The sequence below is a fragment of the Marinoscillum sp. genome, assembly GCF_040222955.1.
Taxonomy (GTDB): domain Bacteria; phylum Bacteroidota; class Bacteroidia; order Cytophagales; family Cyclobacteriaceae; genus Marinoscillum.
The window spans coordinates 291,448-305,170 of record NZ_JAVKCA010000011.1; the positions used below are offsets into that span (position 1 = coordinate 291,448).

Annotated in this window: 14 protein-coding genes; 9 read left to right on the forward strand and 5 right to left on the reverse strand. The window is 46.2% G+C overall.

The window, feature by feature from the left end:
• Nucleotides 1-78: 78 nt before the first annotated feature.
• A complete protein-coding gene (locus RIH33_RS11095; protein ID WP_406654807.1) occupies nt 79-549 on the forward strand; it encodes a hypothetical protein in 471 nt (156 codons plus the stop codon).
• Nucleotides 549-1,331 carry a DUF6048 family protein gene (locus RIH33_RS11100; RefSeq protein ID WP_406654808.1) on the forward strand — a complete coding sequence of 261 codons (783 nt, stop codon included), beginning with the start codon at nt 549-551 and terminating at the stop codon, nt 1,329-1,331. Before RIH33_RS11095 ends, RIH33_RS11100 begins: the two co-directional genes overlap by 1 nt.
• On the opposite strand, the gene RIH33_RS11105 is transcribed toward RIH33_RS11100, so the two are convergent.
• Nucleotides 1,328-1,615, reverse strand: coding sequence for a DUF721 domain-containing protein (locus RIH33_RS11105; RefSeq protein WP_406654809.1), 288 nt, complete (start codon nt 1,613-1,615; stop codon nt 1,328-1,330). The two genes, RIH33_RS11100 and RIH33_RS11105, sit on opposite strands and share 4 nt — an antisense overlap.
• Entirely contained in the window at nt 1,612-2,712 is a 1,101-nt protein-coding gene (recF, locus tag RIH33_RS11110; RefSeq protein ID WP_406654810.1) for a DNA replication/repair protein RecF, read from the reverse strand. Before recF ends, RIH33_RS11105 begins: the two co-directional genes overlap by 4 nt.
• A 93-nt stretch (nt 2,713-2,805) precedes the next feature.
• On the opposite strand from recF, the gene pdhA reads away from it, so the two are divergent.
• The 4 genes from pdhA (at nt 2,806) to RIH33_RS11130 (ending at nt 6,448) form a co-directional block, all read left to right on the forward strand.
• Nucleotides 2,806-3,819 carry a pyruvate dehydrogenase (acetyl-transferring) E1 component subunit alpha gene (pdhA, locus tag RIH33_RS11115; RefSeq protein WP_406654811.1) on the forward strand — a complete coding sequence of 338 codons (1,014 nt, stop codon included), beginning with the start codon at nt 2,806-2,808 and terminating at the stop codon, nt 3,817-3,819.
• Nucleotides 3,820-3,873: 54 nt separating this feature from the next.
• Nucleotides 3,874-4,575, forward strand: a complete 702-nt coding sequence (locus RIH33_RS11120; RefSeq protein WP_406654812.1) for a tetratricopeptide repeat protein — start codon at nt 3,874-3,876, stop codon at nt 4,573-4,575.
• A 67-nt stretch (nt 4,576-4,642) separates the two neighbouring features.
• Nucleotides 4,643-5,122, forward strand: coding sequence for a 6,7-dimethyl-8-ribityllumazine synthase (ribH, locus tag RIH33_RS11125; RefSeq protein ID WP_406654813.1), 480 nt, complete (start codon nt 4,643-4,645; stop codon nt 5,120-5,122).
• A 15-nt stretch (nt 5,123-5,137) separates the two neighbouring features.
• Nucleotides 5,138-6,448 carry an aspartate kinase gene (locus RIH33_RS11130; RefSeq protein ID WP_406654814.1) on the forward strand — a complete coding sequence of 437 codons (1,311 nt, stop codon included), beginning with the start codon at nt 5,138-5,140 and terminating at the stop codon, nt 6,446-6,448.
• Nucleotides 6,449-6,461: 13 nt separating this feature from the next.
• On the opposite strand, the gene RIH33_RS11135 is transcribed toward RIH33_RS11130, so the two are convergent.
• The 3 genes from RIH33_RS11135 to RIH33_RS11145 form a co-directional block, all read right to left on the reverse strand.
• Complete coding sequence (locus RIH33_RS11135) at nt 6,462-7,952, reverse strand: sodium:proton antiporter (RefSeq protein ID WP_406654815.1); 1,491 nt, start codon at nt 7,950-7,952, stop codon at nt 6,462-6,464.
• A 66-nt stretch (nt 7,953-8,018) separates the two neighbouring features.
• Nucleotides 8,019-9,251: a Glu/Leu/Phe/Val dehydrogenase dimerization domain-containing protein gene (locus RIH33_RS11140; protein ID WP_406654816.1), complete on the reverse strand. Its 1,233-nt coding sequence runs from the start codon at nt 9,249-9,251 to the stop codon at nt 8,019-8,021.
• 63 nt (nt 9,252-9,314) lie between these two features.
• Nucleotides 9,315-10,361, reverse strand: coding sequence for an anhydro-N-acetylmuramic acid kinase (locus tag RIH33_RS11145; RefSeq protein WP_406654817.1), 1,047 nt, complete (start codon nt 10,359-10,361; stop codon nt 9,315-9,317).
• A 39-nt stretch (nt 10,362-10,400) separates the two neighbouring features.
• Between RIH33_RS11145 and RIH33_RS11150 the strand changes: the two genes are divergently transcribed.
• Genes RIH33_RS11150 through RIH33_RS11160 form a run of 3 tightly spaced genes read left to right on the forward strand, consistent with a single transcriptional unit; the run spans nt 10,401 to nt 13,704 of the window.
• Nucleotides 10,401-11,126 carry a type III pantothenate kinase gene (locus tag RIH33_RS11150; RefSeq protein WP_406654818.1) on the forward strand — a complete coding sequence of 242 codons (726 nt, stop codon included), beginning with the start codon at nt 10,401-10,403 and terminating at the stop codon, nt 11,124-11,126.
• Complete coding sequence (locus RIH33_RS11155; RefSeq protein ID WP_406654819.1) at nt 11,123-12,382, forward strand: hypothetical protein; 1,260 nt, start codon at nt 11,123-11,125, stop codon at nt 12,380-12,382. The genes RIH33_RS11150 and RIH33_RS11155 overlap by 4 nt, the downstream gene beginning before the upstream one ends.
• A gap of 11 nt (nt 12,383-12,393) precedes the next feature.
• The gene (locus tag RIH33_RS11160; protein ID WP_406654820.1) at nt 12,394-13,704 is read left to right on the forward strand and encodes a tetratricopeptide repeat protein; all 1,311 of its coding nucleotides are present in this window, start codon (nt 12,394-12,396) and stop codon (nt 13,702-13,704) included.
• Nucleotides 13,705-13,723: the final 19 nt, after the last annotated feature.

The window sequence follows — 13,723 nt, forward strand, 5'->3', positions numbered from 1 at the left end:
GCAAAGCTAATACAAAATGGCCCCTATAATAAGTTCATTACCTATTGGTTATTATAACTTTACGCGTTTCGAGAAAATATGAGGTCAGGAATTGTACTAATGTTGGGTGTTTGGCTGGCAGTAAGTTGCCAGGAGATCAAGGACTGTACGCTGGAGACGAGTACCGATTATTCTGTAGTCCGGTTTTACAGGGCCGATACCACAGTCAAAACAGTGAAAGAAGTGGCCTTTATGAGAATTTACGAGCCGGATGTCTCTAATTACAATATCTCCACCATGGAGGACAACATAGACGATGACACCATCGTGGTTACCGGCCTTTTTTTGAACCCGGCGGATACCAGGGTGACCTATCTGTTTGAAACAGACTCGATCGATTATGAGCTGACGATGGAATACAAGCCCCATTTGAGAATATACTATGACGAGTGCGATCCTGTTTATTCTTACAAACTGGATACCGCCTACAGCCCCAATTTTGATTCGGTGGCCATGGTCAATAATGTGTTGGACAAGGTGGTGACCACCAATCTTGAGATTTATTTGTGATGGAAGAGAGACGGAGAGGACAAGAGCAATGGAGTTTAGCTTGCGGATTCAAAATGGCTGCGGTGGTACTTGGGAGCATTTTATTTTCTACAACCATAGTATTTGCACAGCGTCCGGCTGGTCAGCGTCCACAACCATCCGGTAACACTCAAAAGACCAACAGCCAGCTTCCCAAAGAGCCCCGGGATTTCAGGCCTTCCATGCTCAAGTTGAGTGTAGATGCCGTTCCTGTCGGAATATCCCTTTTTGGCGCAGATAGAAGTGGCTCGGGCTATCAGGCGCTCATCGATTTTGATCAGTTTTTCTTTGCGGCGGAGTACGGCACACAGAAGACCAGCAGAGGGGAGCTCTATAGCTATAAAAATGAAGGATCCTATTTCAGCTTTGGTCCGGAGGTTAATTTTTTGAAAAACAATGCCAAAGGGAATTCACTCACTTTTGGGCTCAGATATGGGCAGGCGCAGTTCAGCGATGAACTTTCTTATCTTAAAACCGGGGGGTTCTTTGGTGACCTGCAGGTGGAAGATGCCAATCCGGACCTGAAAGCCCGGTGGTTGGAACTGACGGTGGGCCTCAATGCCAATGTATGGAGCAACCTCTATCTGGGCTACACCATTCGGTACAAGGTGCTCAGGCAAGTGGACAACATCGGCACTATGGCACCCTACGATGTGCCGGGCTTTGGTTTGTACGAAGACAACACCGGCGTGCAGTTCAATTTTTATGTGGGCTGGGCCATTCCTTTAAGGGAGAAATTCCCCGAACCTGCGCTGGAAAATTAGAGGAAACGAATATCGTCCACCAAATCCCCAAAATCCTTTTCGATCAGGCTTTTTACCCGCTCTTTGTTGTTGACCATCTCCTGCTTAAGTGGAGCTGAGGAAAACTTCACAAACAAAATGCGCTCCCTTAAAAACAAGCTGGTAGTTCGGGAAGCTATGGGCTTACCCATGATTGTTTCCCAGGATTCTACAAGCAATTTCTCCCGATAGCGCACATCCAGTTTTTCGTGGGTGAGAAACTTCCTGAAGGCACTGGTGAATGTATGAGAGTTGTCTTTGGTCATTGAATAGCTCCGTTGGCAATGTCGTAAAATGAAATTCGGTCATCATGAGCTTTGAAAAACGCCCGCGAGCGTTCCGCTCGTGCATCTGTCATGAAGATTTGTGAAAAACGCCCCGAATCAGTGAGCAAGGTAATCAAACGCTCTATCCTGTCATCGTCCAGTTTGTCAAAAATATCATCCAGGAGGAGGAGCGGCTCAAATCCTTTCTGAGCCTTTAGGTAATCGTACTCAGCCAGCTTCAGCGCAATGATAAATGACTTTTGCTGACCCTGAGATCCGAATTTTTTGATCGGGCGGTCATTGAGTTTGAATGCGTAATCATCCTTGTGGGCGCCCTTGTTGGTTCTCTGTAGCACAATGTCTTTCTGTAAACCCTTTTGGTAACTCTCCTCAAAATGGTCCTCCGTCACTTCTGACTTGTAGATGATGTTCGGGACCTCTTCCCCTTCGAAGATCAACGCATAATTTTCTGAGAAAAATGGAGCAAAATGCTCGATGAAGGCGGTTCGCTTATCCACTATAGATCTAAATATGGGGAGGAGCGCTTCGTCATAGACATTGATCAGGTTGTAATTGATTTTGAGGTTGCCATCGTTGCTTTTCAGGAAACTATTACGCTGCTTGAGCAATCGCTGCATATTCATGAGTAGCTCCAGGTATGTCCGGTCGTGCTGGGAGATCACACTGTCAAAAAACTTCCTGCGAACTTCACTGCCTTCTTTGATGATCTCTGTGTCGTCTGGCAAAATGAGCACGCTTGGTACATTTCCGATGTGGTCACTCAGTTTTTCCATTTCCTTGCCATCCACTTTGAAGACTTTTTTCTTCCCTTGCTCAAAGTAGCAGTTGATTCCTACCTGCTTGCCTTGCAAAGTGAACTCACTGTTGATGGCAAAGTATTTTTCTCCATGTGAAATATTTTGCTGGTCAATGCTGTTTAGCGCACTGCGGGTCATGGATAGGTAGTGGATGGCATCCAGAAGATTGGTTTTTCCCATTCCATTTTTACCCAGAATGCAGTTAATTCCTTCAGAAAAGCTGATTTTCACCTCCTGGTAATTCTTAAATTGAGAGAGTTTGAGGCTATTGAGCTTCATACATTTTGCAGCAAGGCCTTTTTCGGTTAATTTCGCACAGCTTGAAGGGTACGGAAGGCACAAAACTAATCATATAGACAAACCTTAAGGGACATGGCAGCCAAATCAAAGTCAAAAAAGGAAGAATTCAGTAAGGAACAATACATGGAGTGGTTTGAGTCTATGCAGTTTATGCGAAGATTCGAAGAGAAATCAGGGCAGCTATACGGGCAGCAAAAAATCCGTGGGTTCTGTCATTTGTACATCGGGCAGGAGGCTTGTATGGCAGGTGCAGTATCTGCTTTGCAAAAAGGGGATAAATACATCACCGCTTACAGAGACCATGCCCACCCGATTGCTTTGGGAAGTGATCCCCGCACCATCATGGCTGAGCTTTACGGAAAAGCCACCGGTATTTCGAAAGGAAAAGGCGGCTCCATGCACATGTTTGACAAAGAGAATGGCTTTTTTGGAGGTCACGGTATCGTAGGTGCTCAGGTTCCGCTGGGAGCAGGTATCGCTTTTGCTGAAAAATACAACGGCACAGATAACCTCTGCATGACCTTCATGGGAGATGGAGCAGTACGTCAGGGAGCCTTTCATGAGGCCCTCAACATCGCCATGACCATGAAGCTTCCTGTTATTTTTGTGATCGAAAACAATGGTTATGCCATGGGGACCTCAGTACAAAGGACCTCCAACGTAACCGAACTATATAAATTGGGTGAAGCCTATGACATGCCATCCAGTGCTGTGGACGCCATGTCTGTAGAAGCTGTTCACCATGCGGTGGCCGAGGCAGCAGAGCGTGCCAGAAAAGGCAACGGCCCCACCCTCCTCGAGTTTAGAACCTACCGATACAAAGGACACTCCATGTCTGACCCGGCTAAGTACCGAACCAAAGAGGAACTGGAGGAATACAAGAAGAAAGATCCGATCGAGCAGGTGCGCGACGTAATCCTTAAGAGGAAATACGCTACAGAAGCCGATCTGAAAGAAATCGATAACAACATCAAAGAAAGGGTGCAGGAATGCGTGGATTTTGCAGAAAACTCCGAATTTCCAGATGCGTCAGAGGCCTACACAGACGTGTATGCTGAAGATAATTATCCATTTATAATGGATTAATACAAAAAGTATAAAAAAGTATATCTTTGCGTCCTTAAAATTTTGAATTGACTAATGGCTAAAACTAAAACCAAGAAGGAAGAGGGGATTGAATTCCTGGAAGATCCTGATGTACTGGCGAGCAAGGCTGAGGAATTTTTTAACAGCAAGCGGAATAAAACCCTTGTTTTTGGTGTAGGAGGAGTGTTGGCTGCTTTGGTGGCTGTATTTCTGATTTACAGGTTCTATATCACCAACCAAAACCTGGAAGCCCAGGAAGAAATGTTCCAGGCGGTTTATTACTTCGAAGCAGATAGCCTCGGTAAAGCACTGAATGGCGACGGGATCAACTACGGTTTCCTTGACATCATCGAAGACTATTCAGGTACAGATGCTGCGAACCTTTCCAGCTTTTACACTGGTGCTACCTATTTGAAAATGGGTGATTATTCTTCTGCGCTCCGATATCTTTCTGATTTCAGCAGTGGAGACTACCTGGTGCAAGCCAGAGCGTATGCGCTGATAGGAGATGCGCACATGGAGTTGGAAGATTATGCTTCAGCATCGTCTGCTTATCAGAAGGCTGCTGACTATAAGTCAAATGAGCAGTATTCTCCGATATACCTGCAGAAAGCAGCCATCGCACAGGAAAACAATGGCGACTTTGCCGCTGCGGCCAAGTCTTATGGTAAGATTGTAGATGAGTTTCCGAATTCTTCATTAGTGCAGGAAGCCAAGAAACAGAAGGCCAGATTACAGGGACTGGCTGCCAATTAATATTTTAGAATTTCAAAACATGAAATCTAAGGGATAAGGCAGCTAGCTTTATCCCTTTTTTTGCTTTATGGCTACAGCGTTAAAAAATCTCAGTGACAATAAGACTTCAGGGATCAGGGATATCTCCGGAGCTAAGTTTGGTATAGTGGTTTCCGAGTGGAACGAAGAGGTCACAGAGGCCCTTTACTCCGGAGCGTTTGAGACCCTCATAGCATTGGGTGCTACCCGTGAGCACATAGAGCGGATGAATGTACCCGGAAGCTTTGAGCTCAGTCTGGGAGCGCAGTGGATGGCCAAAAGAAACGATATTGATGCAGTGATCACCCTTGGCTGCGTCATTCAAGGTGAAACCCGACACTTTGATTTTATCTGTCAGGCTTGTGCCAATGGGATCACAGAAGTAGGATTGAAATATGACAAGCCTGTGATCTTCGGAGTGCTGACAACAGAAACCCAAAAACAAGCCATGGATCGTGCCGGAGGCAGACATGGCAATAAAGGAGATGAAGCTGCTGCCACAGCAGTGAAAATGTTGAGTGTAAAATAAATCAAGGTTTTAGGGATGAAAGTTTTAAAGTTTGGTGGGACCTCAGTAGGCTCCCCGGAAAGAATGCAAGAGGTCGCGGAGATCATTACAGGGGTTTCTGGTAAGAAAATCGTGGTGTTATCCGCGGTATCAGGCACTACCAATATCCTTGTTTCCATTGGCGAGTTCTGTGCCAATGATCAACGTGAGGAAGCCATTTCAGTGGCTAAAGAGCTGAGGAAAAAATATTACGACTTTGTACGAACACTCTTCCCAAAGGAGGACTTTGCTTCTGCCAATACTGCTTTTGTGGATGAGATTTTTGATAACATTGAGCAGCTGACCCATCAGAAATATTCTGATCAGGTAGCCAAGATGTTGGTCGCTCAGGGCGAGATCCTCTCCACACGGTTTTTCACCGACTACCTCAAAATGACGGGTAAGCGTTGCGAGATGATCATGGCGCAGGATTTCATGACCCTCGATAAAGAAGCCGAACCGGATTTGAAAACCACCAAGGTCAAACTAGACCATTTATTGGCTGGCCAAAAGGAAAACATCATCATCACCCAGGGGTATATCGCCCGGAATGCGGCCGGAGGAATAGACAATCTTAGAAGAGGGGGGAGTGATTATTCTGCTACCATTATTGGGGCCATTTTAGGTGCCGAAGAAGTTCAGATCTGGACGGACATAGACGGGATGCACAATAACGACCCCCGGATTATCAAGACCACTCATCCCATTGCCCGATTGAGTTTTGAGGAAGCTAGTGAGTTGGCCTATTTTGGCGCTAAAGTGCTGCATCCGCATTGTATCGTTCCGGCTCAGATGCATGAAGTGCCGGTGCGGATCAAAAATACCATGGACCCTGCTGCCCATGGCACGCTGATATCAGCAGAGCAGGAGCCTGAGGCGGTGAAGGCCATTGCGGCCAAAGATCACATTACGGCTATCAAAATCAAATCGAGTCGCATGGTGATGGCCTATGGTTTCCTGAAGAAAATCTTCGAGGTTTTCGAAAGGTACAAGACGCCAATAGACATGATCACTACTTCTGAGATTGCCGTGTCGCTCACCATTGACAATTCGGAGTTTCTTAAAGAGATCAAGGCCGAAATTTCAAAATACGGGACAGTAGAGATTGATAAGAATCAGACGATCATATGCATCGTAGGCGACCTCATTGCTGAACGCAAAGGAGTGGGCAGTGCTATCTTCAATGCGCTGGATGAAGTGCCACTCAGAATGATCTCCTACGGCGGTAGCCGAAATAATATTTCATTGCTGGTGGCTGAGGAATATAAGAGAGAAGCACTGATCAAACTTCACGAAGCCTTGTTTTAAGGCTTCAGTGGAGCTAGATCCATTCGAAGTAGAAGAAAACTAACCAAACGATCACCAGCAGAGGGACCAGAAAAGGGATCGAGAAACGAAGGATGTATCCGAAAAACGAAGGCATTTTGATACCCACCTGCTCTGCAATGGACTTCACCATAAAATTTGGACCGTTGCCTATATAGGTCATGGCTCCAAAGAATACCGCTGCGATAGAGATCGCTTTGAGCTCCAGTATAGAATTGGCATATCCCCCCTGGGCATAACCGATTACCTCAGAGACCTTGTTGATACTGGCGCCATCTGCCGCCATTCCCGCGGTAAGGAAGTTCACATAAGTTGGGGCATTGTCCAAAAACCCGGAAAGCAATCCGGTACCCCAATACAGTGTGTTGTGTGTGATAAGCGCCGCGCCCTCCGGCGATTTGGCAAAATTTCCTACCAGCTCCAGTGCAGGCATCATCGTGCCGAAAATTCCTACAAAGATGAAGGCCACTTCACGAATGGGCTCAAAGCTGAAATCATTGCCACTGAGTGCTTGTTTGTCTGCAAACCGGTAGGAAAGATATGCGGCTGCCAGCATGATGATTTCACGGATATAAGAAAACTTCTGACCTTCGTAATGAATGCCCGGCACCCAGGGAAACACATTGGGATCCAGAAAAACCGCCCCCACAACTACAGCCAGCCAGATGAAGTTTCTTGATCCCCGTAGACCGATCTTTCCGGTAGGAGTGGCTATTTCCTCCCCAAAGGAGTAATCCGCCTTATTTCCTTTATCCATAAAATAGAAAACGATCAGCAAGATGATAATGGCAAAAACCCATGGCAAAAGGTTATGAGAGAGTGTCCAGAAAAAAGGAATCCCTTTCAAAAAACCAAGGAAGAGCGGCGGATCACCAATAGGAGTGAGTGAGCCCCCAATATTGCTGATGACAAAGATGAAGAAGATGATGTGGTAAGACTTGATCCTGTTTTTATTCAGTCGTATAAAAGGCCGGATCAGAAGCATGGAAGCACCAGTGGTACCAATGATGTTGGCAATGACCGCACCAAAGGCCAGCAGCGCAACATTGGTAAGGGGTGCGGCTTTCTTGTCCACGATGATCATGATGCCACCTGATGCCACAAAAAGTCCTGTAAGCAAGGCAATGAACTGTACATACTCAAACAGCGCATGTACCGGACTGTGATGATTGCCCAGACTAAAAAGATAATAGGCCACCACAACCACCGCCAAGGCCACCGCAACTTTGGGATAATTTTTGTGCCAGAAGTGCTCGTAAAAAAGCGGGCCGGTAGCAATCATCAGGAGTAATACGGCGAAAGGGATCACGCTCCAGCCCGCTGGACCGTGATGCGCTTCTTCCGCATGGTCACCTACCGTTTCGGTAGTGCCCTCATTGGTCACTTCCTGATGATCCTGGGAAAGATCCGATGCTGACGCCTCATATCCAATTATGCTTCCCGAAATGGCAAAAGCAAACAGGAAAAGTTTTAGATATTTATTCATCGAGGCGTTTGGGTCTTTTCTTCGGCCCTAAAATTATCATTTGCCAACTGAAAAGCAAGCCTGGTTTTAAATAAGTTGGGATAGAGCAATTTCGAAAGCTGTTCTCCCGAGGCCAGTTTTTCCCGGATTTTGCTGATAAACCTTATCCAAAGCAGTGGCAATTGTTTTAGAGATGTCAGTAAAGATTTCGTCATCGGTTATTTTTTTGTCGTTTTTTGGATCCATCAGGTAGGCAAAAGTCCTGGCCATTCCACAGTTGGATATAAAATCCGTAATCAATGCTGCCCGCTCGTCCACATATTCAGCAATGGGCCCATAAAAGATGGCATCATCCTTAAACGGGACATTGGCACCACAAGCCACCACTTCCAATCCGTGAGCGATGAGTCCCTCCACCTGATCCTGAGAGACGAGTCTGGAAGCAGCGGCCGGGATGAAGATTTCCCCACCTATGTTCCAGATTTTTTCATTGCACTCAGCAAAAGAGAGCTGATTGTCAGCAATGAGTTTATTTCCCTGGCGGTCATAGAATAGCTTCTTGATTTCTTCCAAACCAAGGCCCTTCTCGTTGATAATGCCGCCATCTCGGTCTATAATCCCTACTATTTTGGCTCCATAATAAGATAGATACAACGCAGCAGTGGCGCCTACGTTGCCCCAGCCCTGGATGATGGCTCTCTTTTGGGTGATATCTCCCCCCCAAAGGCTGTAGTAATGCCGCACGGACTCGGCTACACCAAACCCGGTGATCATATCCGAAACGGTGTACTTTTTATCCGAAGTGGGAATGTAATTTTGATCTTCCAGAATTTTTGAAACACCTTGTCTCAGGCGGCCAATCATATGAATTTTCTGAGGTTTCGGCGGGTTAAAGTGGCCATTGACCACCCCTTCCTGCGGGTGCCATAGTCCAAAGCCTTCTGTAATAGGGATCACCTCATGTATTTCATCCACATTAAGATCTCCACCGGTACCATAGTAATTTTTGAGAAGTGGGTATACTGCTTTATACCACCTTTTCAAGACCTCATTTTTTCTTGGATCATTGGGGTCAAAGTTGATTCCCGATTTGGCACCACCTATCTGGGGGCCCGAAACGGTAAACTTAATTTCCATGGTTTTGGCCAATGATTCCACTTCGCGCTTATCCAGGCCTACCCGCATACGTGTGCCACCACCGGCAGCCCCACCTCTGAGGGAATTGATGACAGCCCAGCCTTCTGCTTCAGTTTCGGGGTCTGACCATTCGAAAACGATTTCGGGTTTCTTGTTCTCAAACTTCTTAAGTAGATCTTTCATTTTTGGGGTTTTGGGGTTTTTGAATCGGGTGCCAAATTTAAACAAATAAATGACCCGTGGTACTTAACCGGGCAGATGTAAGGTGCCCGAAACAGTATCTTTCTGAGAACCAGTGACCGAAGCGAACACGTTGGGCAAATGAAGCGCCCTCATTAGTCCCAGAAAGGCAAAAATAAGGGCCTCTTTGAAGTTAATGAGTTCGGGGGAGGGTATGATCATTTCCAATTCAAGGGCCACTTTTTCCTTGAGGAGTTGGATCAAAAAATGATTGTAGGCTCCGCCTCCCGTTATCATGACTTTGCCGTTCACCTTGCTCAGGTTATTGGCCAGCTGCTCGGCCAGAAAATGAGAATATGTGTACAGGCCATCTACAGGGTTTTGGGGTGTCTTTTTAAGAACCTCGGCCGACCATTGGTTACTCAGTGACTTAGGGGGGGACAGCTGAAAGTACGCAAGGCCTCTCAGGTAGGTAAGCCATTGTTCGTCTATTCGGCCCGATGCTGCCAGCTGACCACCATGGTCAAAGTCATGGCCCAGCTGCTTTGCGAAGTGATTGAGGATTTGATTGCAAGGGGCTACATCCCATGCACTGATTTGCTCAGTGTGCACAGAGACATTGGCAATCCCCCCCAGGTTCACAAATGCACTATAATCACGCAAGAGTTGATTTTCACCGAAAGGGACCAATGGAGCTCCCTGCCCACCCATTAGGACGTCCATACCCCTGAAACCACCAACTGTTGGGATTTGGGTGGAAACGCATACCGCTTCTGCATTTCCTATCTGTACCGATAGGTGCTCCTGAGGCAGATGAAATACCGTATGTCCATGTACACCGATCACCGATATCGGGAACGATGAATCCTTCTGGAAGGCCTTGATTTGGTTTCCAATCCACTGGCCATACCTGATATCCAGTAGGGCAAGGTCCAGGCCATCCAATTGATCGGCTTGCTTGAGTTGTGGGGTGATTTCCTCCGGGATGGTGATGGTTTCGCCCTTAATCAGGTCAAATGACCAGTTTTGTCCCTTGGTGAATCTGCATAAACATACATCCAGTCCGTCCAGAGACGAACCCGACATTACTCCGATTGCATAATATTCCGTCAAGGGTAGTTACTTTTGAGTTTTTGATTTGAGCCAGGAATTTTGAAAAACGAAGGTAATGTAGTGGTAGACATTGGAAATTCGAAAATTAAAACAGCGATTTTCGAAGGGGAGCGGCTTGTTGCGCGGTATACTGCCAACCAACTGGAAGAAGTTTTTCAGCAGTATGATAAACCAGGCTATCGGTGGATCTTTAGTTCCGTAGGGGAGGATCCCACAGTGCACAGTCAGATCAGCGCACTGCCCGATCACCTGATACTTACACAAGACACCCCCCTGCCCATCGTTTTGGATTATCACACGCCTGAAACGCTGGGGGTAGACCGAATAGCAGCTTCAGTTGGGGCATTTCATCTTTACAAGAAAGACTGTCTGGTGATTGATGCAGGTACCTGCATTACTTATGATTTGGTGGATAAGACAGGCGTGTATAGAGGTGGGGCCATAGCTCCTGGTCTGAGGATGCGAATGAAAGCTATGGCACATTTTACCAGGCGACTTCCGGATGTGAGCACAGAATGGGAGGAAATTCCCATCAGGACTCAGGGAAAAACGACCCGGGAGTGTTTAGTCACAGGAGCTTTTGACGGAGTGGTGCATGAAATGGATGGCTTTATTGAAGCTTTCCTAAAAGAATATAAGGATTTGGCCGTTATCCTCACCGGCGGAGATGCTAACTACTTTGAATCCAAGCTAAAAGCACCCATCTTTGCAGACTTTGATTTGGTCCTGACAGGCTTGAATACAATACTGAACTATAATAAATGAATTTCCACAAAACAGGGATCATTGTTTTTGCCCTCCTGATGGGTGCAAGTGCGTCTGCACAATTCATCGCATCACCGTATTCCAACAATGGATTGGGTGAGGTCCTTTTTCAGGGCATGCCTAATAACTACGGCATGGGCGAGGTAGGGATAGGCTCGCCTACACCCTGGCACATCAATTTGCAAAACCCGGCGCTGCTGACCCACAATACCTTCAGTTCCTTTCAGGTTGGCTTGATCGGGGACTTTAGAAATTATGAGAGCACCGTCGGAAAGGATAAAGACAGCGGAGCCAGTCTGCGCTTTATGGCGATGAGTTTCCCGGTGGTGAGAAATCGCTGGACCTCCAGCTTTGCCCTGCTGCCGTTGAGTTCGGTGAAGTACAATACTTACAGTGCGGATAGCATTGATACGGGTGTCTTGGGTGTTACCCAGTTTCAGGGAGACGGAGGGCTCTCTCAGCTTATTTGGGCCAATGGTTTTCGGATCTACAAGGCCCTGGCTTTGGGGGTGAAGGCCTCTTATGTTTTTGGCACTGTGGACCGACAATCGCGGGTTCAGATTTTTAGTGAAGATTTCAGTTCTAACTACGCCATCGCCTACCTGGAATCTACGGCCTACTCCGATTTCAATTTTTCACTTGGCCTTTCCTACCGATGGATTTTGCAGGAGAAGAAATTTCTCAACTTTGGAGCTACATACGATCTTTCCAACACCCTGGAGGGTACCGAAAACCAGATATTTCAGCGGTTGAGACTGACAGGAACTACGGTTCAGACGCAAATCATTAAAGAAAACATCAAAACCGAGTTCACTTTGCCAAAAACTTTCGGGCTGGGAGTATCCTATGAATTGCTCAATACTTTTCAGGTAGGGGTAGATGTGAAAACGCAAAACTGGAAAACTGCAAACGAGAAAACAACGGCTGTGAGCTTGAGAAACACCCAAAATGTAGCCTTAGGGGTATCATGGACACCTGACTACCAAAGTGTAAACAGCTACCTGAAGCGGACTACCTATCGCATGGGAATGAACATGAAGCAACTACCTTATCTGGTAAATAATAGAGAAATTAATGATTTTGGTATTAATTTTGGTGCCTCTTTTCCTGTGAGTGGTTTTTCCAGTTTGGATGCCGCCTTTAAGTTTGGCACCAGGGGTACCACAGATAACAGTCTCATAAAAGAGAATTATTTTCAGGTAGTGATCGGAGCAACGATTAATGACCGCTGGTTTGTAAAAAGAAGATACGATTAAAAAAACAGCTTATGAATTCTATTACTAAGCACCTTTTGAGTTTAGCTTTTATCGTTGGGTTGGCCTCCATGGCAATTGCTCAGCCAGGCTGGAACTGGGGCGACTCAGTGGATAAGGCAAAAGAAAAAAATGCTCTCTATACTGATTTTGTGAGAGCAGAAAACTGGAAGGCTGCCCTGGGACCTCACTCCTGGCTACTGAAGAATACCCCGGACCTAAATGCTTCCATTTACATCAATGGTGCTAAAATATATGAAGGGCTTGCCGACAATACGGATGACAAGGCTAAAACCCTTGAATACCAGGGGAAGGCCCTTGAAATGTATGATTTGCGAATCAAATACTTCAATAGTGAAGCGGATGTGCTGAACCGAAAGGCCTATGTTGCTTACAAGTATTACCGGGACGATCAGCCAAAGTACAAAGAACTTTACGACCTGTTTAACAAGGCATTTGAGTTAAATGGCAATGATGTACTGATCAACAACCTGACCGCTTACATGGACGTGATCAGAAGATACAAACTGTCTGGAGGTACAATCACTGACGAGGAGGTTTTTGAAAAGTATACCAGGATCAAAGACATCATCGAAGTGAAGATAGCGGAGGGCGGTAAAGCCAGCAGTCTGGAGAAGCAGGCAGACTACGTGGATAAGCTGCTGACAGCCACTGTGGATGTGGACTGTGATTTCATCGAAGAGAAGCTTGGGCCAAAATTCAGACAAACCAAAGACATCAATCTTGCCAAAAAGATTTTTGGCTTGATGCTGCAGCAGAAGTGTACAGACAGTCCTTTGGCAATGGAAGTAGCCATAGCTGTCAACGAGGTAGAACCCAATTTTGGGATTGCCAAGTTCATCGGAGTGAAGGCAGCTTCTGAAGGAGATTTGGACCGAGCCAAAAAATACTATGAGAAGGCTGTAGAGCTGACTGACGACAATGTAAAAAAATCAGAAGTTTACCTGAGTCTGGCCAGAACAGTTGCTTCTCAGGGCGGTAAAGCGGCGGCCAGATCCAACGCCAGAAAGGCACTTGCTTTTGATCCGTCAAATAAAGATGCCTATGCTTTCATTGGCGACCTTTATATGAATAGCTTCAACGACTGTAAGGCTGGAGAGAGTAAAGTGAAGGATAGGGCGATTTTTATTGCCGCTTACGAGATGTACCAGAAGGCTGGAGACAGTGAGAAAATGACCAGTGCTAAAGCACAGTTTCCTTCCATAGAGGAGATTTTCAGCGAAGGAAAAGAAGAAGGACAGTCGATCACGGTAGATTGTTGGATAAACGAATCAGTTCAAATTGAAAGAAGACCAGCGAATTAATTCTTTAAAAAAATACGAT

What these genes read in the sequence shown, in the direction of transcription:
- RIH33_RS11095 (WP_406654807.1), top strand. Translation starts at nt 79, where the DNA reads ATGAGGTCAGGAATTGTACTAATGTTGGGTGTTTGGCTGGCAGTAAGT.
- RIH33_RS11100 (WP_406654808.1), top strand. Translation starts at nt 549, where the DNA reads ATGGAAGAGAGACGGAGAGGACAAGAGCAATGGAGTTTAGCTTGCGGA.
- RIH33_RS11105 (WP_406654809.1), bottom strand. Translation starts at nt 1,615, where the DNA reads ATGACCAAAGACAACTCTCATACATTCACCAGTGCCTTCAGGAAGTTT.
- recF (WP_406654810.1), bottom strand. Translation starts at nt 2,712, where the DNA reads ATGAAGCTCAATAGCCTCAAACTCTCTCAATTTAAGAATTACCAGGAG.
- pdhA (WP_406654811.1), top strand. Translation starts at nt 2,806, where the DNA reads ATGGCAGCCAAATCAAAGTCAAAAAAGGAAGAATTCAGTAAGGAACAA.
- RIH33_RS11120 (WP_406654812.1), top strand. Translation starts at nt 3,874, where the DNA reads ATGGCTAAAACTAAAACCAAGAAGGAAGAGGGGATTGAATTCCTGGAA.
- ribH (WP_406654813.1), top strand. Translation starts at nt 4,643, where the DNA reads ATGGCTACAGCGTTAAAAAATCTCAGTGACAATAAGACTTCAGGGATC.
- RIH33_RS11130 (WP_406654814.1), top strand. Translation starts at nt 5,138, where the DNA reads ATGAAAGTTTTAAAGTTTGGTGGGACCTCAGTAGGCTCCCCGGAAAGA.
- RIH33_RS11135 (WP_406654815.1), bottom strand. Translation starts at nt 7,952, where the DNA reads ATGAATAAATATCTAAAACTTTTCCTGTTTGCTTTTGCCATTTCGGGA.
- RIH33_RS11140 (WP_406654816.1), bottom strand. Translation starts at nt 9,251, where the DNA reads ATGAAAGATCTACTTAAGAAGTTTGAGAACAAGAAACCCGAAATCGTT.
- RIH33_RS11155 (WP_406654819.1), top strand. Translation starts at nt 11,123, where the DNA reads ATGAATTTCCACAAAACAGGGATCATTGTTTTTGCCCTCCTGATGGGT.
- RIH33_RS11160 (WP_406654820.1), top strand. Translation starts at nt 12,394, where the DNA reads ATGAATTCTATTACTAAGCACCTTTTGAGTTTAGCTTTTATCGTTGGG.